Source organism: Actinomycetospora chiangmaiensis DSM 45062, assembly GCF_000379625.1.
Classification (GTDB): Bacteria; Actinomycetota; Actinomycetes; order Mycobacteriales; family Pseudonocardiaceae; genus Actinomycetospora; species Actinomycetospora chiangmaiensis.
This window is the reverse complement of the sequence record NZ_KB903229.1, coordinates 97,750-118,296: the sequence shown is the minus strand read 5'-3', so window position 1 is coordinate 118,296 and position 20,547 is coordinate 97,750. Positions and strand designations below refer to the sequence as shown.

At 73.1% G+C, this 20,547-nt stretch carries 25 protein-coding genes and 1 tRNA gene; 12 read left to right on the top strand and 14 right to left on the bottom strand.

The genetic code is table 11. The features are described from left to right. Window position 1: 1 nt before the first annotated feature. The 4 genes from A3CO_RS32150 to A3CO_RS32145 all read left to right on the top strand — a co-directional run bounded on the left by A3CO_RS32150 (window position 2) and on the right by A3CO_RS32145 (window position 3,863). A complete protein-coding gene (locus A3CO_RS32150; protein ID WP_018332864.1) occupies window positions 2–1,006 on the top strand; it encodes a YihY/virulence factor BrkB family protein in 1,005 nt (334 codons plus the stop codon). Between the two features lie 300 nt (window positions 1,007–1,306). Continuing rightward, entirely contained in the window at window positions 1,307–2,152 is an 846-nt protein-coding gene (locus A3CO_RS0113945) for an SDR family NAD(P)-dependent oxidoreductase (protein ID WP_018332863.1), read from the top strand. A gap of 136 nt (window positions 2,153–2,288) precedes the next feature. Further along, the gene (locus A3CO_RS0113940) at window positions 2,289–2,681 is read left to right on the top strand and encodes a hypothetical protein (protein WP_018332862.1); all 393 of its coding nucleotides are present in this window, start codon (window positions 2,289–2,291) and stop codon (window positions 2,679–2,681) included. Window positions 2,682–2,738: 57 nt separating this feature from the next. Continuing rightward, window positions 2,739–3,863: an extracellular catalytic domain type 1 short-chain-length polyhydroxyalkanoate depolymerase gene (locus tag A3CO_RS32145; RefSeq protein ID WP_018332861.1), complete on the top strand. Its 1,125-nt coding sequence runs from the start codon at window positions 2,739–2,741 to the stop codon at window positions 3,861–3,863. Here the strand turns inward: A3CO_RS32145 and A3CO_RS0113930 are convergent. From A3CO_RS0113930 to A3CO_RS40015, 8 genes are all read right to left on the bottom strand, one after another. Then, entirely contained in the window at window positions 3,860–4,864 is a 1,005-nt protein-coding gene (locus A3CO_RS0113930) for an NAD-dependent epimerase/dehydratase family protein (protein ID WP_026204603.1), read from the bottom strand. The two genes, A3CO_RS32145 and A3CO_RS0113930, sit on opposite strands and share 4 nt — an antisense overlap. Then, entirely contained in the window at window positions 4,861–6,462 is a 1,602-nt protein-coding gene (locus A3CO_RS0113925; RefSeq protein ID WP_026204602.1) for a fatty acid CoA ligase family protein, read from the bottom strand. The genes A3CO_RS0113930 and A3CO_RS0113925 overlap by 4 nt, the downstream gene beginning before the upstream one ends. Before the next feature lie 8 nt (window positions 6,463–6,470). After that, the gene (locus A3CO_RS0113920; RefSeq protein ID WP_018332858.1) at window positions 6,471–7,349 is read right to left on the bottom strand and encodes an alpha/beta fold hydrolase; all 879 of its coding nucleotides are present in this window, start codon (window positions 7,347–7,349) and stop codon (window positions 6,471–6,473) included. After that, window positions 7,346–8,368, bottom strand: a complete 1,023-nt coding sequence (locus A3CO_RS0113915) for a 3-oxoacyl-ACP synthase III (protein ID WP_026204600.1) — start codon at window positions 8,366–8,368, stop codon at window positions 7,346–7,348. The genes A3CO_RS0113920 and A3CO_RS0113915 overlap by 4 nt, the downstream gene beginning before the upstream one ends. A gap of 228 nt (window positions 8,369–8,596) precedes the next feature. Next, window positions 8,597–9,007, bottom strand: a complete 411-nt coding sequence (locus A3CO_RS0113910) for a DUF4267 domain-containing protein (protein ID WP_026204599.1) — start codon at window positions 9,005–9,007, stop codon at window positions 8,597–8,599. Between the two features lie 80 nt (window positions 9,008–9,087). Beyond that, the gene (locus A3CO_RS0113905; RefSeq protein WP_018332855.1) at window positions 9,088–9,987 is read right to left on the bottom strand and encodes a chitosanase; all 900 of its coding nucleotides are present in this window, start codon (window positions 9,985–9,987) and stop codon (window positions 9,088–9,090) included. A gap of 66 nt (window positions 9,988–10,053) precedes the next feature. Beyond that, window positions 10,054–10,127, bottom strand: a tRNA-Thr gene (locus A3CO_RS0113900). Between the two features lie 86 nt (window positions 10,128–10,213). Further along, entirely contained in the window at window positions 10,214–10,336 is a 123-nt protein-coding gene (locus A3CO_RS40015; protein ID WP_018332854.1) for a hypothetical protein, read from the bottom strand. On the opposite strand from A3CO_RS40015, the gene A3CO_RS0113890 reads away from it, so the two are divergent. The 4 genes from A3CO_RS0113890 (at window position 10,326) to A3CO_RS0113870 (ending at window position 12,863) form a co-directional block, all read left to right on the top strand. Next, entirely contained in the window at window positions 10,326–10,757 is a 432-nt protein-coding gene (locus tag A3CO_RS0113890; protein WP_018332853.1) for a thioredoxin family protein, read from the top strand. The two genes, A3CO_RS40015 and A3CO_RS0113890, sit on opposite strands and share 11 nt — an antisense overlap. A gap of 108 nt (window positions 10,758–10,865) precedes the next feature. Beyond that, window positions 10,866–11,285, top strand: a complete 420-nt coding sequence (locus A3CO_RS0113885; protein ID WP_018332852.1) for a DUF4395 domain-containing protein — start codon at window positions 10,866–10,868, stop codon at window positions 11,283–11,285. A gap of 4 nt (window positions 11,286–11,289) precedes the next feature. Further along, the gene (locus A3CO_RS0113880) at window positions 11,290–12,381 is read left to right on the top strand and encodes a PLP-dependent cysteine synthase family protein (RefSeq protein ID WP_018332851.1); all 1,092 of its coding nucleotides are present in this window, start codon (window positions 11,290–11,292) and stop codon (window positions 12,379–12,381) included. Between the two features lie 89 nt (window positions 12,382–12,470). After that, window positions 12,471–12,863: a hypothetical protein gene (locus A3CO_RS0113870; RefSeq protein ID WP_018332849.1), complete on the top strand. Its 393-nt coding sequence runs from the start codon at window positions 12,471–12,473 to the stop codon at window positions 12,861–12,863. Between the two features lie 528 nt (window positions 12,864–13,391). Here the strand turns inward: A3CO_RS0113870 and A3CO_RS0113860 are convergent. Beyond that, window positions 13,392–14,111: an arylamine N-acetyltransferase gene (locus tag A3CO_RS0113860; protein WP_425393411.1), complete on the bottom strand. Its 720-nt coding sequence runs from the start codon at window positions 14,109–14,111 to the stop codon at window positions 13,392–13,394. A 27-nt stretch (window positions 14,112–14,138) separates the two neighbouring features. On the opposite strand from A3CO_RS0113860, the gene A3CO_RS0113855 reads away from it, so the two are divergent. Both A3CO_RS0113855 and A3CO_RS0113850 read left to right on the top strand, forming a co-directional pair. After that, a complete protein-coding gene (locus tag A3CO_RS0113855; protein ID WP_018332846.1) occupies window positions 14,139–14,927 on the top strand; it encodes a carbon-nitrogen hydrolase family protein in 789 nt (262 codons plus the stop codon). A gap of 4 nt (window positions 14,928–14,931) precedes the next feature. After that, the gene (locus A3CO_RS0113850) at window positions 14,932–15,408 is read left to right on the top strand and encodes a YbaK/EbsC family protein (protein ID WP_026204598.1); all 477 of its coding nucleotides are present in this window, start codon (window positions 14,932–14,934) and stop codon (window positions 15,406–15,408) included. Window positions 15,409–15,725: 317 nt separating this feature from the next. Here the strand turns inward: A3CO_RS0113850 and A3CO_RS36855 are convergent, their stop codons facing one another. Then, window positions 15,726–16,256, bottom strand: coding sequence for a DUF3558 domain-containing protein (locus A3CO_RS36855; protein WP_157647552.1), 531 nt, complete (start codon window positions 16,254–16,256; stop codon window positions 15,726–15,728). A gap of 28 nt (window positions 16,257–16,284) precedes the next feature. After that, window positions 16,285–16,752, bottom strand: coding sequence for a hypothetical protein (locus A3CO_RS0113840; RefSeq protein WP_018332843.1), 468 nt, complete (start codon window positions 16,750–16,752; stop codon window positions 16,285–16,287). Between the two features lie 127 nt (window positions 16,753–16,879). Between A3CO_RS0113840 and A3CO_RS0113835 the strand changes: the two genes are divergently transcribed. After that, on the top strand, window positions 16,880–17,719 hold the full coding sequence (locus tag A3CO_RS0113835) for a hypothetical protein (RefSeq protein ID WP_026204597.1): 840 nt from the start codon (window positions 16,880–16,882) through the stop codon (window positions 17,717–17,719). Here A3CO_RS0113835 and A3CO_RS0113830 read toward each other — a convergent pair. After that, entirely contained in the window at window positions 17,716–18,918 is a 1,203-nt protein-coding gene (locus A3CO_RS0113830; RefSeq protein WP_026204596.1) for a DNA polymerase III subunit delta', read from the bottom strand. The two genes, A3CO_RS0113835 and A3CO_RS0113830, sit on opposite strands and share 4 nt — an antisense overlap. Window positions 18,919–18,955: 37 nt before the next feature. Continuing rightward, window positions 18,956–19,468 carry a hypothetical protein gene (locus A3CO_RS0113825; RefSeq protein ID WP_018332840.1) on the bottom strand — a complete coding sequence of 171 codons (513 nt, stop codon included), beginning with the start codon at window positions 19,466–19,468 and terminating at the stop codon, window positions 18,956–18,958. Between the two features lie 91 nt (window positions 19,469–19,559). Here A3CO_RS0113825 and A3CO_RS0113820 point away from each other — a divergent pair, with 91 nt between their 5' ends. After that, entirely contained in the window at window positions 19,560–19,742 is a 183-nt protein-coding gene (locus tag A3CO_RS0113820; protein ID WP_018332839.1) for a hypothetical protein, read from the top strand. A gap of 1 nt (window position 19,743) precedes the next feature. Here A3CO_RS0113820 and A3CO_RS39055 read toward each other — a convergent pair whose 3' ends face one another. After that, window positions 19,744–20,535 (bottom strand): thermonuclease family protein, encoded by a 792-nt coding sequence (locus A3CO_RS39055; protein ID WP_018332838.1) that lies wholly within the window; start codon window positions 20,533–20,535, stop codon window positions 19,744–19,746. Window positions 20,536–20,547 lie beyond the last annotated feature (12 nt).

The window sequence follows — 20,547 nt, the reverse complement described above, 5'->3', positions numbered from 1 at the left end:
CGTGGGCGTCGTCGGGAGGCTGGACGAGTACCAGCGGCGCCATCGCTGGGCCGGGCTGCCCATCGCGGTGCTGTGGAAGTTCATCGACGACGAGGCGACCTACCTCGCCGCGCTCATCACCTACTACGGCTTCCTGTCGCTGTTCCCGCTGTTGCTGCTCGCCCTCACGGTGCTCGGCTTCGTGCTGCAGGGCGACCCCGCGCTGCAGCAGGCGCTCCTGACCTCGGCGCTGCGCAACTTCCCCGTCGTCGGGGACCAGATCGGCGAGAACGTCCGGTCCCTGCAGGGCAGCGTGGAGGCGCTCGTCGTCGGGATCGTCGTCAGCATCTACGGCGGCCTCGGCGTGACGGTGGCCGTGCAGAACGCGTTCGCGCGGATGTGGGTGGTGCCCAAGGCCGAGCGGCCGGCCCTGCCCACGGCGTACGCGCGGGGGGCGCTCGCCGTCGTCGTCCTCGCGCTGGCGATCGGCACCGCCGCCGGACTCACCGCCCTGGGCGCGCTGCTCCCCCGGCTGCCCTCCCCGCTCGCGGGCCTCGCGCAGGTGCTGCTGACCCTGGCCGGGATCGCCGTCAACGCCCTGCTCGTGGTCCTCGCGTTCCGCCTGCTCACCCCACGGCCGCTCACGACGCGTCAGGTGCTGCCGGGGGCGATCGTCGCCGCCGTCGCCTGGTACCTCCTGCAGACGCTCGGGGCCTACCTCGTGCAGTACCAACTGAGCGGGATGAACGCGAGTTACGGCGTCTTCGGCATCGTGCTGGGGCTGCTCGCCTGGATCTACCTCAGCGCCGTCGTCGCCCTGTTCTGCGCGGAGGTGAACACCGTGCGCGTGCTCGGGCTGTCCCCGCGCAGCCTGCTCTCCGCGTTCCCGGACGACACCGACACCACCCCGGCCGACGAGCGCGCCTTCGCCTCCTACGCCGCGGCCGAGCGGTTGAAGTCGTTCCAGACCATCGACGTCGACTTCGACCCGACCGCCACCCCGCCCCGCGGTCAGGAGCGGCCCTGACCTCTGGTGGCAGCGGAGCGTCGTTGCTGTCATCCAGTGGCAGGGAATCCACATCGTCGTGGCGTGTCGCCACGCTGGTGATCGACAGTCCTCCAGCGGGCTGACGGGCGGGTGCTGAGCCCGCTGCGGGACTGTTGATCATTCTGGTCGGCGAGCCCCCCGGAACGAACGACCTGTTCGTGCCGCTGGAGGGTCCCGTTCCTTCAGCACGGACCGTCTTGCGCCCGAGCGGTACGCTGACGTACCGTCGACACTGGCGGTACGGAGACGTACCGAACGACGCGAGGAGGCACACCACCCATGAGCAGCGTGCGGGACAAGGTCACCGTCGTGACCGGGGCCGGATCGGGGATCGGGCGCCGGCTCGCGCTCGAACTCGCCCGCCGGGGCGCACGGCTCGCGATCTCCGACGTCAACGAGACCGGCCTGACCGAGACCGCCGACCTCGCCAAGGCCCTGGGCGCCGAGGTGCACACGGCACGGCTCGACGTCGCCGACCGCGAGGCCGTCCTCGCCTACGCCGCAGCCGTCGAGGAGCACTACGGCGTGGTGCACCAGGTCTACAACAACGCGGGCGTCGCCTCCTCCGGCACCGTGCTCGACGGCGAGTGGTCGGAGTACGACCACGTGCTCGGCATCAACCTGTTCGGCGTCATCAACGGGACCAAGGCGTTCCTGCCCGCGATCGTGCGCTCGGGCGACGGGCACGTGATCAACGTGTCGTCGCTGAACGGGATCATGGCGCAGCCCGGGATGTCGGCCTACTGCACGGCGAAGTTCGGCGTCCGCGGGTTCACCGAGACGCTGCGCACGGAGATGCTCGCGGCGGGCAAGCCGGTCGCCGTGACCGTGGTCCACCCGGGCGGGGTGAAGACCAACATCGCGACCGCCGCGTTCGAGCGGGGCTCCGCCGCCGGGCAGACCACCGCGGCCGACGAGGCCCGCGTGAAGGCCTACAACGAGAAGCTGCTGAAGATGCCGGCCGACCAGGCCGCGACGATCATCGTCGACGGCGTCGAGAGCGGGAAGCCCCGCGTGCTGGTCGGTAACGACGCGAAGCTGGTCGACCTCTTCGTGCGCCTCGTGCCGCGCTTCTACCCGGCCGCGCTCGTGCGCTTCGGCGGGAAGGTCATCGGCGGCCGCTGACCCCCGCCCGGCTGACAGCAGCGCGTCGTTGCTGTCATCCCGTGGCAGGAACACCACATCGTCGCCGTCGCTTGCCAACGTCTCGCCAGCCGTGCACCATCCGAGTGGATGGCATGCGGATGACGAAGGGTGGGTCGTGGGAGAGGACAAGACCGAGAAGATCACCGTCAACCTCGGGTTGGTGGATCTCGGGCACATCGACCTCCTCGTGCAGGAGGGCTTCTACACGACCCGCACCGACTTCATCCGTACCGCGATCCGCAACCAGCTGAGCGCGAACGGCCCGGCCCTCGACCGCACGGTGGCCCGCCGCACGTTGGTGCTCGGCACCCAGCACTTCACCCGTGCCGATCTACAGGCCCTGCAGGACCGGGGCGAGCAGATCCACATCCGGGTGCTGGGGCTGGCGAGCCTCGCCGAGGACGTCACACCCGACCTGGCGGTGGCCACCATCGCCTCGGTCGAGGTCCTCGGCGCGTTCCGCGCGAGCCGGGCCGTGAAGGCGGCCCTGGGTCCGCGGATCGTCTGAGCCGTCGACGGCGTCGGGGTCCTCCCCTCGCCACGTACTCGTCCGAGGGGACGACGCATGACCGCACCCAGAGGCCGCCGCTTCGTCGAGGCGCTCGTCGACCGCTGCTCCCGCGCGACGACGGGTGGCCCGCACCAGTCCGCCGTCGCCGAGGCGACCCGCCTGACCCGGGCGGGCCGGCTGACCGAGGCCGTGGCCGTCCTGCAGGGCGCCACCGCCACCACCCAGGCCGGCCCGATGCCGGGCGCGGCCCGGTTCGGGTCGCCGTTCAGCACGATGCGGCCCACCCCGACCTGGGCGGGGGCCTCCCGCCCGACCGCACCCGACCCGTCGTCGGGAACGGTCTCCCGCGGGTCCGTCTCGGCTCCGGGCGGGACGCGCTCGTACCGCCTCGTCGTGCCCCCGCACCTCGCGGAGAAGCCGGCGCTGCTCGTGATGCTGCACGGCGGCACGCAGGACGCGGACACGTTCGCGGCGGCCACCGGGATGGACGACCTCGCCGAGCGCGAGGGCTTCGTCGTGGTCTACCCGGAGCAGTCCCGGTCGGCGAACCCGATGGGCTACTGGAACTGGTTCGAGCCCGCGCACCAGGGCCGCTCCGGCGAGGCCGCGCTGATCGCGGCGATCGCCGGGCGGGTGTCCGAGGCGCACGGCGTGGACCGGGAGCGGGTGTTCGTCGCGGGCTTCTCGGCGGGCGCCGCGATGGCGGCCGTGATGGGCGCGGCGTACCCCGACCTCGTCGCCGGGGTCGGCATCCACTCCGGGCTCCCTGCGGGATCGGCGCGGGACGTCGGGTCGGCCTTCGCCGCGATGCGCGGAGCGCCCTACCGGGTCGCCGCGACGAGCGTGCCGACGGTCGTCGTCCACGGCAGCGACGACCCGACCGTCGCCGCCGTCAACGGCACCCGCGCCGTCGAGGCCGCGCTCGCCGACCACCCGGGCTGCGCCCGCACCGAGGAGCGCGGCGGCGGGGGCAGTGCCCGGAGCTGGACCCGCGAACGCTGGACCGACCGCGACGGGACGATGCGCGCCGAACACTGGACGGTGCACGGCAGCGGACACGCGTGGTCGGGCGGGCGGGCCGGCGGGTCGTACACCGACCCGGCGGGTCCGGACGCGAGCGAGGCGATGGGGGTGGCCTTCGGCCTCGTGAGCACTCAGTGGGCCGATAGCCCCACTTAGTGCTCACCTGCGCGGAGCGCACCTGCCAATCGCACGAACCCCTCGTCCAGCGGGACCTGCGGCGCGTAGCCCAGGTCCCGCTTGGCGGCGGAGATGTCGAACCAGTGGTCCGTGGCGAGCTGGCGGGCGAGGAAGCGGGTCATGGGCGGATCACCCACGGACACGATGCGCTCCAACCCCTTCCACACCGTCTCCACCACCGCGCCCGCGGCGACCGCGACCGGCAACGGGACCGTCGCCGAGATCGGCTCGAGCCCGCCCGCCGTCACGATCCCGTTGACCAGCTCGCGCACGGGACGGGGATCGCCGGAGGTGATGAAGTACGGCCGGCCGGCGCACGCGGCACCGGGTGCGAGCCGGTCGGCGGCGTCGAGGTGGGCCTGCGCAGCGTCGTCGACGTAGGTCGTGTCGATGATCGCCCCACCGTCCCCGACCAGGCGCAACCGTCCCGAGCGGGCGCGATCGAGGATGCGCGGGACGAGCTGGGTGTCGCCCGGGCCCCACACGAGGTGCGGGCGCAGCGCGACGGTCGCCAGTGCCGGGGAGTCCGCCGCCAGCACCAGGCGTTCCGCCTCGGCCTTCGTCTCCGGGTAGGGCGAGTCGAAGTGCGTGGCGTAGGGCAGGGACTCGTCGCCGCCGCGGATGTCGTCCCCGGCGTGCACCACGCTCGGGGTGCTCGTGAAGACGAACCGGTCCACGCCGGCCGCCCGGCAGGCGTCGAGCAGCGTCCGGGTCGCGTCGACGTTGCTGCGGCGGAACGAGGCGGTCGACCCCGAGATCCCGGCACGGGCGGCGACGTGGAAGACCACGTCGACGTCCTCGACGGCGGACCGGGCGACGGCGGGGTCGGCCAGGTCGCCGCGCATCGTCGTCACCCCGCGCGCCCGCAACGACGGGTAGTCCCCGCGGGCGACGCTCGTGACGTCGTCGCCCCGGGCGAGCAGCGCGTCGACCACGGCACCGCCGAGGAAGCCACCGCCACCGGTCACGAGCGCCCTCACGTGAGCTCCCCCTCGGCCCAGTGGCCCAGCGCCTCCCGGTCGATCTTCGAGTTGTGTCGCGGGTCCACCGGCAGCGCCCGGTGGTGCAGGAACACCTCGATCGGCTTCGTCCGCGGGTCGCTCGCGGCGAGCGCACGGAGCTCCTCGACCAGTCCCGCGGACCAGCGGGTCCGGTCGACCAGTTCGACGACGGCCACCGGAGTGCGGTCCGACGAGGGTCCGGTCCCGACGAGGGCGGTGCGCCGCACCGCCGGATGGCGGTTCAACACCTCCTCGCACGGCACGCTGTAGAGCGGGCCGTCGGCGGTGTGCACCACGTGCGCGACCCGCCCGGCGAACCAGAGCCGCCCGGCGTCGTCGAGAGACGCTAGGTCGCCGGTGCGGTGCGCGAGCCGCCCGTCCCACGAGAGCTTCGCGGCCGCGGTGGCCTCGGGGCGCTCGGCGTAGGCGGGGCTCACGACCCGGCCGCGGACGACGACCTCCCCGACCTCACCGTGTCCGACCAGCATCGACGGCTCGAGCCGCGTCACCGGTCCGTCGGTCGGGTGCATCAGGGCGACGTCGACGCCGGGCACGGAGCGCCCCACGCAGATGCCGTCGTCGGGCAACTCGAGCAGCTCGTGGCTGCCGATGGTGGCCACCGGCAACGCCTCGGTGGCGCCGTACGGGGTGTGCACCTGCGCGCCGTCCGGGAGCAGCGCGAGCACGCGGCGCTGGACGTCCCGCGGCACCGGGGCGCCCGCGGAGACCACCTGGCGCAGCGTCGGCAGGTGCGTGTCGGCGGGGGCACCGCGACCGAGGCGGTCGAGCACGGCGGGCGACCCGAACATGACCGTGGCGCCGGTGCGGTTCGCGGCCGCGACGAGCCGTGACGGGACGACCCTCGCGGGCTTCGTCGGGTCCATCCGCGGCACCACCGTCGTCATGCCGAGGGCCGGCCCGAACAGCGCGAACGGCGGGAAGGTCGCGAGGCTGACGTCGCCCGGACCGAGGCCGTACAGGTCGCGGACGAGGTGCGCCTGGGCGAGGAGCCCGTCCTCGTGGTGCTCGACGCCCTTCGGCGGGCCGGTGCTGCCGCTGGTGAACAGGATCGCCGCGGGCACGCCGTCCGGTCGCGGGAGCGGCGGCAGGGCCCGGCGTCGGGCGGAGCCCTCGAGCCGACGGAGGGAGACCGTGCCGGGGACCGGCACCGGACCCGCGGTGACCGCGATCCGCGCGGACGGGCACCACCGCAGCGCCCGCCGCGCGAGGTGCGCCTTCGCGATCCCGACGAAGGCCTCGGGCGCGGCCTCGTTCAGACAGGAGCGCACCCGCGTCAGCCCGATCCCGGGGTCCACGACGACGGGGACGGCCCGCACGCGCAGGAGCGCGTAGGCCAGCACGAAGAAGTCGGCGGTCGGGGGCACGAGCAGCGCCGTCCGCGTCCCGGGCCCGATCCCGACGGCGAGCAGCCCGGCCGCCGCGTCCGCGACGCGTCGCTGCAGGGCCCCGAACGTGACGGTGCGGGTGCGCCCGAGCGGAGCGGGCAGGACGAGCGCGGCGGCGTCGGAGCGGGCGACGGCGTGCTCGGCGAGCATGCCGTCGAGCGTCGGTGTCATCGGAACCGTCACCGACCCGCCGTCAGGAAGCGGCGGACGCGGGGCACGATCCGGTCCGCGGCGTCCTCGAGGACGTAGTGCCCGGCGTCGGGGTAGCGGTGCACCTCGGCGTGGGGCAGGTGCGCGACGAGGTGACGCAGGATCGTGTCGTCGAAGACCGGGTCCTTCATCCCCCAGTGCACCTGGACGGGGTGCCTGTCGAGCTCGGGCAGCCGCGCCGCGAGGCGTTCCAGGACGGGGTGGGCCGGGTCGTCGGGGCCGGTCGGGATGTCCTGGACGAAGGCGTGGACGGCGACGCGGTGCTCCGGTGAGTCGTACGGGGCGAGCAGCCCGCGGCGGGCCTCGGCGCCGAGCCACGGCCGGCCGCTGCCGAGGGCGAGCGCGCCCAGCGAGAAGGCGTTGAAGCGGCGCACCAGCACGTCCCCGACGACGGGGAGCCGGGCAGCCTGCAGCGTCCACGGGATCCGCTTGTCGGCGGGCAGCGGGAACGCGGCGCTGTTGAGGATCACGATGCGGTCGACGCGGTCGAGGTGCTCGGCGGCCCACGAGAGCCCGATCGGCCCGCCCCAGTCGTGCACGACGAGGTGCAGCGGCTCGTCGAGATCGAGGTGCTCGACGAACTCCGTGAGGTCGGCGACGCGACGGGCGAGGGTGTGCGGGTACGCGTCGAGCGCGGGCTTGTCCGAGCGGCCCATGCCGATGTGGTCGGGCGCGATCGCGCGGAACCCGTCGTCGGGCAGGGTGGTGAGCAGCGAGCGGAAGTAGAACGACCACGTCGGGTTGCCGTGGACGTGCAGCACCGGGGTGCCGGCGCCCTCGTCGACGTAGGCCATGGTGTGGCCGCCGATCTCGACCGTCCGCTGCTCGATCGTGAAGCCGGTGGTCACCAGATCACCTCGGCGGCCGCGGCGTTGATCCCGCTGCCGACCCCCATGAGCATCACGCGGGACCCGTCGGTGACGGTGCCGTCCTCGACCGCCTTCGACAGCACCGTCGGCACCCCGGCCGGGCCGATGTTGCCGAAGCGCGGGAACTGCGACGGGAACCGGGCGATGTCGAGACCGAGCTGGTCGGCGACGGCGCGGGTGTGGACCTTCGAGACCTGGTGCAGGCAGTAGACGTCGTAGGAGTCGGTGTCCCAGTCGAAGGCCGAGACGGCGTCCTTCCAGGCCCGCCCGGCGAGCTCCATCCCGGCCGCGAGCAGCCCGCCGGAGTCGGTGCGCATCTCGTCGGCCTGCCCGACGCACAGCTCCGAGTTCCCCATCGTGCTCGCCCGGCCGAGGCCGCCGAGGAAGCGGTGGCCGCTCGTGCCGCGGGACAGCACCATCGCGACCGCGCCGGAGCCGACGGTGAGGGTCGCGAACTGCTGGTGGAACATCTTCCGCGTCGCGTCGTCGCCCGCGAGGCGCGCGATCGTCGATTCCATGGCGAATCGACTGGTCTCCCCCGCCACGACGAGCCCGTGGTCGATCTCGCCCGCCCCGATCATCGTCGCGACGACGTTCATGCCGTTGAGGAATCCCAGGCACGCGTTGCCGAGGTCGAAATTGCCCGCCTCGGGCGACAATTCCATGCGACCGTGCACGATGCTCGCGGTCGACGGTTCGAGATGGTCCCGCGACACCGAGGTGTTGATCAGGATGCCGATGTCGTCGCGGTCGATCCCGCTGGCGGCAAGGGCCTTCTCGCCGGCCCGGGCTGCCACCTCGCTCGGCATCGTGCCGTCGTCCCACACCCGGCGCTCGACGATGCCCGACAGCTTCTCGAGCAGGCCCGGCGTGATGCGGAGCCGCCCGAGGGTGCCGGCCAGCCGGTCCTCGAGCTCGGTGGAGGTGACCACGTGCGGCGCGTCGACGTGCGCCAGCCCCGTGATCACCACGTCGTCGTAGCGCTGTGCCGCTCTCATGAATTCGACTGTGCGGCCTTTCCCGTCAGGCCGCCATGAGAGGTATTCCGGACAGGCGGTGTCCCTTACCGGACGTTCCCGTTACCGTGGATCATAAGCAACGCGCGGTAACGGGAAGATTCGTCCGGATCTCTGGTCCGAACGGCGGCCACTACTGGGAGAATCGGCAGCGGCGCACCGTACGGCACTACCTGCGGGTACGACGCCGGGAGCGATGCGATGTTTCCATCAATTCCGGCGGCGATCCGCGAGCAGCGCGGCGGCGGACGCGGCCATGACGAGGCAGGTCGCCCCGTGGATCCCGAACGCGTCCTGGGGCCGACCGCCGCTGCGCAGCACCACGACCATGTCGCCGAGCGGGATCGTGGCGGCCGCGAGACCGACCTGGCCCGCGAGGCGACCGTCGCCGCGCGCGAGGACGGCGAGCGTCATGAGTCCGGTCGCGATGTCGCGGATGCCCTTGGCCCGGCCGTAGGGGTTCTCCGGCGTCGTCGTGAGCCCGTAGCCGGCCTGGGCCGCCTTGGGGGCGGCGAGGAAGCGCACCCCGATCGGGATGATCGCGACCGCCGCCGCCCCGAGTCCGAGGACTCCGGCGCGGTGGGAGCGGGAGGTGCCGAGCGTCGTGCGCAGCGTGGTCATCATGTCTCCTAGCGGTGCTAGCGTCTGGGGCAACGCTAGACCACGGGCGCTCGTTTCGCTAGCACTGCTAGAAGTAGGAGTCACGGGACGGTGAAGCGGTCCCCGTAGACCGAGAAGGTCAGCGGCGTCCGGAGCGCGTAGTTCCCCTCGCGGGCGAACTTCTGCTGCACGTCGGTGATGCGGGTGACGTCGGTGTGGGCGGGTTCGGAGCGCATCACCGCGATCCGCACCTGCCAGAAGGCGTCGAGGTAGTCGGCGAGGTCACCGCCCTGGGCCGGGGTCCTCGCCCGGTCCTTCGCCGCGGCCCGGATGCCGCCGAAGCTCGCGGCGTCGTCGCCGGGGCCGTGCACCACGATCGCGTCGTAGTAGGCGAACTGACCGAGCGGCGGCAGGCCGTCGGCCCTCGCCGCCGCGACGGCGGGGTCGAAGTAGGCCGAGTCGCGGAGACGGTCCTGCGCGGCCGTGAACCGACGGTCGGTGGCGGCCTCCCGCCACGCGTCCTCGAACGCCGCGCCGAGGCCGTCGTGCGAATCGCTCCCGTTCACCGCACGCAGGGCCGGGAGGAACTCCGCGAGCGGGTTGCCCGGCACGGCGGCGGTGTAGTTCCGGACCAGCGTCAGCATGTCGCCGGTCCCGGACGTGAAGCCGATGATCCCGCCGGTGTAGCCCCGCCCGTCGCCGATGTCCTGCAGGTAGCCGTACTGGGCGCGCCAGTCCAGCGACGAGTTCTCGGCGCTCGACACCAGTTGCATCGCGATGTCCTTGAGCGCCGGGTCGTGCAGGTCGGCCGACGCCGGGGTCGCGGTGGTGGTGGTCGTCGGCGGCGCGGGGGGAGGGGGCGCGATCGGGGGAGCGGGGGCCGTGGGCGTCGCGGCCAGGGGCGCGACGGCGGGTACCTGCGGGCTGCCACACGCGGCCGCGACCAGCAGCACGGCCGCGACCCCCACCGCCGTGAGCGACCGTCTCGGCAGGGTCTGCACCCGGACGTCCTCCCCTGACGGCAGAAAGGCCGGCCCGGATGACTCCGGACCGGCCCTGTCCTACGGAGCCGCCTTCGGGATTCGAACCCGAGACCTACGCATTACGAGTGCGTTGCTCTGGCCGACTGAGCTAAGGCGGCAGCAGGACCGAGTGTAGGGGACCTCCCCGGCGCCCCGATCGGGCGGGGTCGACGGGACGAGGGTGGCGCACCGCTGACCACGGGTGTCAGTGGTTGGCCACGGCCGGCACCGGATCGACCGGGCCGCTGACGGTCGGGCGCCGGCCGGAGACCGGGTGCGCGGGGAACAGGCCGTCGTCGGGCGGGGTTGAGCCGGACGTGTCCGTCACCGGCCTGATCGTCGTCCTGGTCGTGCTCGCCGCCGCGTCCGTCGTCGGCGTCCTCCTGCGCGCGCGGAACGGCCGCATCGTCACGACGGCGGGTCGCGTCACGCCGGGTTGGGAGCTGGCCGGCCTCGCCCCGCAGGCCGACGACCGCGTGCTCCTGCTCCAGCTGTCCTCGCCGATCTGCACGCCGTGCCGACAGACCGCGGCGCAGCTGACGGAGTTGAGCGGGACCCGCGACGGGCTCCGCCACGTCGAGGTCGACATCGCCGAGCGCCCCGAGGTCGCGCGCACGCTCGACGTCATGCGCACCCCCACCACCGTCGCGTTCGCCCGCGACGGACGGGAGCTGCTGCGGGTGTCCGGCGTGCCCCGTCGTCGGGAACTGCTCGAGGCGCTGGACAGCGAGCTCACCTGCGCCCGATGATCGACGACGTGCTCACCCGACGACGCGCGGTCGACTTCGGCCGCCTCGCCGCGGACCTCTGTCCGGGCCGCTGACTCACGCGCCCACCACCCCCCAGAGGAAGCACCCATGCAGCTCGACCCCCGCGGCGTCCGGTTCGCCGCCACCATCACGACCGTCGTCCTCGCCCTCGTCCTCATCACCGGCAGCGGCTGGCTCGCGCTCGCCCAGGCCGTCGTGTTCGCGCTGCCCTCGCTGTTCGGAATGCGCCTCTCGCCCTACGGCGCGCTGTTCCGGGTCCTGGTGCGCCCGCGCCTCGGTCCGCCGGCCGAGACCGAGGACGCCGCGCCGGTGCGGTTCTCGCAGACGGTCGGTCTGGTGTTCACGATCGTCGCGGCCGCCGGGTACCTGGGCGGGCTGACCGCCCTCGGCGTCGTCGCGACCGCGTTCGCCCTGGCCGCCGCCTTCCTCAACGCCGCGTTCGGGTTCTGCCTCGGCTGCGAGATGTACGGGCTGATCGCCCGGGCCCGGGGCGCGCGTACCGCCTGACAGCATGCGGGGCGTGGAGCTCCGCGACGTCCGTCCCGCCACGACCGTCGACCGCACCTGGGTGACCTGGGCCGTCGGGCAGATCACGGCCGACACCCGCCGGTCGGCGGACACCCATCTCCTGCGGCTGCCGCACGCGGAGGAGAGCGGCATCCAGCTCTACCTCAAGGACGAGTCGACGCACCCGACCGGCAGCCTCAAGCACCGGCTCGCCCGCAGCCTGTTCCTCTACGCGCTCTGCAACGGCGACATCGGGCCCGGCACCACCGTCGTCGAGGCCTCGTCCGGGTCGACCGCCGTCAGCGAGGCGTACTTCGCGCGGCTCGTCGGGCTGCCCTTCGTGGCGGTCATGGCCCGCTCGACCAGCGCGCGGAAGGTCCGCCTGATCGAGCGCGAGGGCGGGGCGTGCGCGTTCGTCGACTCCCCCGGCGAGGTCTACGCGGAAGCCCGCCGGATCGCCGACGAGCGCGGCGGGCACTACCTCGACCAGTTCACCCACGCCGAGCGGGCGACCGACTGGCGCGGCAACAACAACATCGCCGAGTCGATCTTCGACCAGCTCGCGGAGGAAGCGCACCCGGTCCCGACCTGGATCGTCGTCGGCGCCGGCACCGGCGGCACGAGCGCGACCATCGGCCGCTACCTGCGCTACCGCGGCCACGCGACCCGGCTCGCCGTCGTCGACCCGGAGGGCTCGGCCTTCCTGCGCCACTACGCCGGTGAGGAACCGACCGGACCGGGTTCACGGATCGAGGGGATCGGGCGGCCGCGGGTCGAGCCGTCGTTCGTCCCGCGGGTCGTCGACCGGATGCTCGGCGTTCCCGACGGCGGGTCGGTGGCGGCGATGCGGTTCCTCGCCGACCGTTTCGGGATCGACGCGGGCCCCTCCACCGGCACCAACGTGTGCGGCGCCCTGCACCTGGCGGGCGAGATGGCCGCGCGGGGCGAACGGGGCAGCATCGTCACACTGCTCTGCGACCGCGCCGACCGCTACCGCGCCACGTTCGACGACGACGCCTGGCTGGCCGCGCAGGGCATCGACCCGACGCCGTTCGCGGAGGCGGTGGAAGTGGGCTTCGCCCGGATGGGCACCTAGGACGGCGACATCCGCCGGAAAAAGTCGGAACCGAACCGCTCGCTCGCAAGTCCGAGCCCCCAAAGGCAGACCGTCCTCCGGAGGCTCACATGCAGCTCAAGTTCGTCGTCCTGCTCCTCAGCCTGCTCGCCGCGGGCTTGGGAGCAGGTTCGGCGTCCGCCTCGCCGACCAGCGTCGTGCCTATGTGCGACGACATCAGCTTCAAGGGGAACACGGGGCAGATCAACGTTCGGACCAGTCCGAACCGGTACGTCGCCTGGAACATCGCCATGTATGACAGCTGGTCGAACGACGGCCCGTGGAAGGTTCACGTCTACGTCAACAACCGTAAGGTCGACGACAAGACCCAGGACTACCAGCCGCACGGAAGCATCAGTCCGCGCGACCTGCCGTCCAGTTCGTTCGTGTCCATCGAGGCCTGGCACACCGATCGCTTCGGAGGGGAGCACTACTTTGTCCCGAACCAGTGCTACGTCCCGTGAACTCGCTGCCTTTCTCAGTGACCAGCTCGGGGCAGAGCTGAGAGAGTCCGGCTTCCGGATCTCCGCCGACGGGTCGGATGTCGTCGTGTCGAGCCCGGACGGGACGGAGAGTCGGAACGGGACGGCCGCCGCCCTGGAGGACCTCGACGATGACCGTAACGCCGACGAGCGAGCGTCAGCTGCTGCTCGTGCCGTGCTGAGCCATGTCCAGGACGCCGTGACAGCTGCGACCGGTCAGCCCTGGCCGACCGGTCAGCGGGACCTCCCGCTCCCGGACGCCGGCGTGACTCATGGAGCGCTCGTAGCGTGGTTCGGCGACGCGCACTCTCCGGCGTGGCGCTCGGCCGAGTTCCTCCTGGAGCGGTGACCGGCGGCTGCCGCGGCTCGACCCGCCGCGACACCAACCAGGCCGGGACGTCCGGCGGGCAGTCGACGACGTCGCTGGGCGGTACGGTCCCGAGGTCGACCGGGTGAGGATCGCGATGCGGCCGTCGAGCAGGTCGAGGGCGAGGCTGAGCGGGGCCGCGATCACGACGGCGGGTGCAACGCGACCGGGAGGCGATCGAGCTCGATGCCGAACAGGACGCGGTAGGCGACCAGGGCCTCGTCGTCGGGAAGGTCGTCCTCGGTGCGGGTGCCGTCGGCGGCGGTGACGATGCGGTGCGCGCCGGCCATGGTCGCGCGCCCGCCGTCGGCGGTCGGCAACGAGCACGTGGGGCCGTGGGTGAAGCCGGAGTCGGGGTGGGTCGCGGTCCAGAAGCAGGTGGGGCCGAAGTCGGCGCGCGACCGCACCCGGCGCTCGAGCCGGTAGCCGCGCCCGCCGTGGGGTCCACGGACCTCGACGTCGCCGTCCGGCTGCGGATCGATCTGCGTCGAGGGCTCGTCGAGCGCGGTCGGCAGGACGGGGAACCCGCCGAACCCGACGTCGACGAGGAGCCCGTCGACCTGCAGGGCCAGGTGCGCCAGCGGAGCCGTGTCGCCCCTCGGGGTGTGGACGATGCCGCCGAGGAATCCGACGTCGTACCCGAGCTCGCCGAGCAGCCACCCGAACAGCCCGTTGAGCTCGTAACAGAAGCCACCACGACGACGGTGCACGATCTTGTCGAAGAGCGCCTCGGGTCGCAGATCGATCAGTTCCCCGAGGTGGATGGACAGGTTCTCGAAGGGCACGGCCCGGAAGTGGCGGGNGGCGAGGGTCGTGAGGTCGTCGTCCTCACGTGCGCCGATGCGCCCGAGGTATGCGCTCACGTCCACGGGCCCGGTATACACGGGCGCATGCGCGTCGCCCTCGCCCAGATCCTGGCCACCGACGATCCGAAGGCGAACCTGGAGCTGGTGCGGGACCACACCGCGCTGGCCGCCCAGCAGGGCGCGACGGTCGTCGTGTTCCCCGAGGCGACGATGTGCCGCTTCGGGGTGTCGCTGAAGCCGGTCGCCGAGCCGCTCGACGGCCCGTGGGCGACCGAGGTGCGCTCGATCGCCGACCAGCACGGGGTCCTGGTCGTCGCGGGGATGTTTACCCCGACCGACGACGGGCGTGTCACCAACACGCTGCTCGCGGTCGGGCGCGGGGTGGACACCTCCTACGACAAGATCCACCTCTACGACGCGTTCGGGTTCGCCGAGTCGAGGACCGTAGCGCCCGGCTCGGCGCCCGTCGTGGTGGAGGTCGACGGCGAGACCCTCGGGCTCGCGGTCTGCTACGACGTGCGCTTCCCCGAGCTGTTCCGGGCCCTCGCCGACCAGGGCGCGTCGACGGTGCTGCTCCCCGCCTCGTGGGGTGCCGGCGAGGGCAAGATCGAGCAGTGGGAGCTGCTCGTGCGGGCGCGCGCCGTCGACTCGACGACGTTCGTGGTGGCCTGCGACCAGGCCGACCCGCTGGCCCGCGGCGTCGACCCCGGGAAGGCGCCGCGCGGCGTCGGCCACTCGCTCGTGGCCTCGCCGACGGGGACGGTCGTCGAGTCGCTGGCCGACGAACCGGGCCTGCTCGTGGTGGACGTGGACACCGCGTCGGTCACGAAGGTCCGTGAGGTGCTGCCGGTGCTCGCGAACCGGCGGATGTAGTCGCGTGGCCAAGGGACGCAGTGTCGAGCGGGTGGCGGCCGCGCTGGCGGGACTCGGTCTGGGCGGCCGCGCCCGCGAGCTGCCGGACTCGACCCGGACCGCAGCCGAGGCGGGTGCCGCGCTCGGCTGCGAGGTCGGGCAGATCGTCAAGTCGCTGGTGTTCCGCGTGCCGTCGACGGACGCCGCGGTGCTGGTCCTCGCGTCGGGCTCGACGCGGGTCGACGTCGGGAAGCTGTCGGCGATGCTCGGCGAGCCCGTGGAGCAGGCCTCTGGCGGGTTTGTGCGGGAACGTACGGGCTTCGCGATCGGCGGCGTCGCACCCGTCGGGCTCGTGGCGCCGGTGACGACCTACGTCGACCGCGGGGTGCTCGCCTGGGACCGTGTGTGGGCGGCCGCCGGGTCCCCGCGGACGGTGTTCGACGCTTCCCCGTCGGAGCTGGTCGACGCCACCGGCGGCGCGGTGGTCGACGTCGCGGAGTAGGACCTCCGGACGGATCCGTGGCCGATCGACCGAGTCGGCTCGACTCGGTCGAACACTCAGACCTCCGCCCCGGTGGCGCGTCCGAGTCATTCACCGTGTCCGACGGACGCGGTCGTTCTGACTCTGTCGGGTGTTCAGCTGCGCGCGTCGGGTCCTGACGATGTCAGTGGCACGGAGCGCCCTCAGCCGCCCTCGGTGCCACTGAAGTTCCTCGGCGCCGCATCTCGCATTGGGCTCTGCACCGGGACCCCGACCTGCGCCCGCGACTTGTGTGGCACGGGGCGCATCGGAGAGCGCCCGATGCCGCACAAGTCCCGTCAGCGCTGTGGAGGGAGCTTCCTGACGACGAGCGCGACGGCTTCCTCGGCCTCGGCGCAGGGATCGCTGGTCTGCCGAGTCGTGAGCCCCGACCACATGGTCTCGAGTGCCTGGCTCGGACCGAGTCCGGTGGTCACGGTGCACGTGTTGTCGTCGCGCCTCATCCGTTGCCGCACTGCCGGCATTCCCTCGACCGACGTCGGCTCGAAAATCGGGAGCAGGCGCGTCCGGTAGGTGTCGACGAGCAGGTCGCGGGTGGTGTCGACAGCGATCGACAGCCTCTCGTCCCGGCTGTTGGTCCAGACACACTCCTGCACGTCGATCAGGATTCGCTGTCGCCCGGGAGCGGCGAACCCCATGGAGGCAAGCTCTTGGTAGGTCAGCAAGGTTTGGCACGGGGTCGATGCAGTCGCCGAGGCGTCGCGCGGAGCAGATACCTCCGGCGCGCCGTATCTCGACGACAGGGTTGCCGCCGGCCCCGCGTCGGGAGGGCCGTCGACAGCACTACATGCGCTGAGGACGAGTCCCACGGCTGATGCGGCCAGTGAGACAGCCCAGTCACGCGTTCGCATCAAACCGATCGGCCTGAGCGAGATCGGCCGACCGGTAGAGGGCCAGTTCGGACTCGACAGCCGCGATGAGTCCATCGAGACGTTGCACTCCGCCATCCAGCGCGTCGAGCAGACTGCCCTGCCCTCCGACCGCGATGGCGCCGAACACGACGGCGGCGTCGCGGCTCACCTCGTCGTGCGTCTCCGGGTCGATCTTCCCGAGGAACAGGGCATCGTGGCGCAACTCCTGCAGTTGATCGCGGGCCTGCCGCAGCTCCCGAAGCACCTGCGGGGCCGTGGCGAGGTCGACGGAGAACGAGTTGCCGACGTCGGCGGTCGGCATCGCCTGGCGCGGGATGACCTGGCCGGTGGAGAGGACGGTGGGGTCGGCGGCCTGCGGGGTGGGCGCCGGGAGGAAGGCGGGGGCGCCACGGGACGGCTCCGTGTACAGGCCGGGCGGCACCGGGACGCTCACCCGACCCACGCTAGCCAGCCGAACCCGTCGTCGGGAACGGAACGGAACAATTCACCGGACTGGACCGACGCCCGCTGTTCGCCCGCCCGACGGCGTGGTCCCGATCGGCGCGGGGCAGCACTCGGACATGGCGTTCACGTGGATCCGCGGCCGGCTCGTGGTGGTCGGCTACTCCCCCGACGGCGACTCGATGCGGTTCGTCCCCGACGACATCGCGACCGTGCGCGGGCTGGAGAACGGCGGTCGGGTCGAGCCGAGCAAGCGCGACGGCAGCATCCAGCTGCGCCTCGACGCGATCGACGCACCCGAGACCCACTACCAGGACCAGGCGCAGCCGCTGGGCGTCGAGGCGCGGACGACACTGCTCGACGCCGTCGGGTTCCGCGACGTGACGTTCGACGACGGGGGCACCGTCACGGCGGCGACGCCGGACTCGGTGCCGGCCGCGATCTGCGCGGCGCTGGTGGAGGTGAACGGCCGGCCGGTGGCCCTCCTCGTCACCGGGGACGCCGCCGCGGCGCACGAGGACGGCGCCGAGGTCGACCCGGCGACTGTCGTCGACGTCTCGGTCAACGCCACGCAGACGAGCAACGGCCGCGCCTACCTCACGCTCTACACCTCGACGCCGGAGCCGGTCCGTCGTCGCTTCGTCGAACTCGCGGCGGCGGCGACGGGACCGGGCAGCGTATGGGCGGCCGACAGGTCCGGCGGGTTCACGCTGACCACGCAGGCCGACGTCGGGCCGGACGGCCGGCTGATCCTGCCGAAGCTCTTCCGCCGCGCCACCGACTACCTGCGCGCCGACACGTCCGACACGTTCCTCGAGTGGCTCCGCGCGCAGGGCGCGGACGACGACCCGGTCGAGGCCGCGGGCCGCCGCACCATCCTCTCCGCGCTGATCACGCAGGACGGCGACCGGATCGCGCTCACGGCGTCGATCCCCGACCTCGTGTTCGTGGAGGACTAACCCGCGCGCAGCGCCGTCACCATCGCCTCGACCGCGATCTGCGGCTTCACGTTCGTCTCCAGCGCCTCCCGGCAGGCCAGGACCGCCTCGAGGCGCCGGAGCGCGGACTCCCGGGAGCCGTCGCGCGCGGCGTTCTCCACCTCGATCGCCCGGTCGGGGTGCGTGGCCGCGACCTGTGCGCCGAACCCTCGCACCAGCACGTCGCGGTAGTAGCCCGCGAGGTCGATCAGGGCCCGGTCGATCGAGTCGCGCTTCGTGCGGGTCTGCCGGGCCTTCTGCTGCTTCTCGAGTTCCTTCTCGGCGGCCTTCGCGGCGCGCTGGGCCTGCGCGACGCCCTTGCCGGTGCCCCCCGCACCCATCGAGACGGCGAGCTCCTCGCGCTCGGCCTCGTCCCGCGCCCCGGTCACGGCGGCCACCTCCGCCTCGGCGGCCGCCAGCATCCCGTCGGCCGCCTCGAACACCTCCGCCGCGCTGCGCAGCGCCCGAGGCACGGCGAGCACCTTCTCCCGGCGCTCGCGGGCGTCCTCGTCGCGCGCGAGCCGCCGCGCCCGGCCGATGTGTCCGCCGCAGACGCTCGCCGCCCACGACGCGGTCTCGGCGTCGATCCCGTCCCGTTCCCGGAGCACCTCCGCGATCGCCGACGCCTGCGGGGTGCGCAGCCGCAGCGGCCGGCAGCGGGAGCGGATGGTGACGCTGACGTCGTCCGGGTGCTCGCTCGGGGCGCAGAGCAGGAACACCGTGCGCTCGTTGGGTTCCTCGACCGCCTTCAGCACCGCGTTGGAGGCCTGCTCGGTCATCCGGTCGGCGTCCTCGATGAGGACGACCTGCCACCGCGCGGTGGTGGGCATCCGCGCGGCCCGCTCGATGACCGCCCGCATCTCCTTGACCGACAGCGAGAGCCCCTCGGTGGCGACCTCGTGGACGTCCGCGTGCGTCCCCGCCATCACCGTGTGGCAGACCTGGCACGCGTCGCAGCCGCCGCGCGGGCACTGCAGCGCCGCGGCGAACGCCCGCGCCGCCACCGACCGGCCCGACCCGGGCGGCCCGGTGAACAGCCACGCGTGCGTCATCCCGCCCGTGCGACGCGGACCGTCGTCCGCCCCGTCGGAGGCGAACCGGACGTGCCCCGCGTGCTCGGCGGCCGCGCGGAGCTCCGCCACCGCCTCCGGCTGCCCCACCACCTGCGACCACACGCTCACGACCCCGATGATGCCCCAGCCCCCCGACACCCTCCGCTCAGAGGTGGAGGGCCAGCGCGAACACCGCGATGAGCACGGCGATCAGCACGATCAGCGGCGCGCCGAGCTTCACCCCGCCCAGCAGACCGGCTGACCGCGGCCCCATCCCGGTGGCGCCGACGTCCGCGCGGCGCGGCGCGCCCGCACGCCACTCCCCGAACTGCGCCCGGAACTCCGCCTCCTCACGCCGCTCCCGCTGCCAGGCCGACTCCCCGTCGCCCGACACGGGCGCCGTCGACGTCGACTCGACGTACTCGGGCGGCAGCACCCGCTCGGGCCGGGGCTGCGGGATCGGCCTGGGCGGCGGCACGTCGCGTGCCGACGGGCGCAGCGCGCGGCTCCGGTCCTCGTCCATCCACCGCGCGACGCCGTCGGGGTCGGTCGCACCGGGGAGCCGGAGGTCCGACGGGGGCGACGCCGCCGTCGTCGGGTCCCCGTCCCGACGGGTCGGACCGGTTCCGTCCGGCCCGGCGAGGGGATCGGTGAACCCCTCGGTCCTGCGCTCGTCCATCCGTCGACCATCACACGTTCGGGTGGCATCGGCCAGTGCTCCGACCCACCCGACGCGCGTGGCGCCGCCGGGGAGCGGGCAGGAGACCGGTATGGGACTCAACTACCGCAAGAAGCGTCGCCTGGGCCCGCTGCCGATCTGGCGGAACGTCTCGCGCTCCGAGTCGGGCAAGACCGTGTCCTACTCGGTCAAGCTCGGCCCGTGGACGTGGAACAGCCGGACGAAGAAGAGCACCGTCGACCTGCCGGGCGGCTACTCCTACACGTCGGACTGAGTCACCGCTCGCACGCGACCCCGTCGCCGTCGCGGTCCAGCTTGGCCGCGTAGCCGGGCTGGCCGCGGTGGAGCGGCGCCGCCCCGGCGGCCTTCGCCTCCGTGCAGTTCTTGTACGACGCGGCGGCCGGCTTCGGCGCGGCCGCCGCGGGGCGGGGCTTCGGAGCGGGCCTCGGCGCGGCCTGGGGCTGCGGCTTCGGCGACGGGTTACTCCCGACAGAGCGACCGAGCACGCCGATAGGGGGTGTGGGCTGCCTCGTGCTCGTCGCTGCGGCCCCGCAGGTGCGCCCGTTGCCGTCGAGGCTGCGCAGCCGGGCCTGCACGGCGGCGGAGGCGTCGTTGCGGCCCTTGGTGTAGATCGCGGTGTGGTCGGCGCGGACCATCATCTCGGCGAAGTCGCCGCCGGAGTACGCCACGTAGCGCAGCTGACGGCCGTAGCGGTCGAGGTCGACGCCGGGCTCGGTGGTGAGCCGGACGGCCTGGCCCAGGATCGCGTCCTCGGCCGCCCGGGTGGCCCGGCGCCCGCCGGCGGTCGGGGCCTCGCACGAGTCGATGCCGAGCACCCGGACCTCGGTGCCGCCGTCGACGACGAACGTGTCGCCGTCGATCACCCGCTTGACCGTCGTGCCGGTCGCGGACGTGACGTCGGCGTCCGCCACTGGCGAGGCGGCGACGGGAGCCGCCGCACCCGTCGTCGGGAAGGACGGGGAGGAGGACGAGGACCTCTGCGGCATGCAGCCGGCGAGCAGCAGGACGGCCGTGACGGCCCCGACGACGAGCGCGATGATGCGCACGATCCCCCCGAT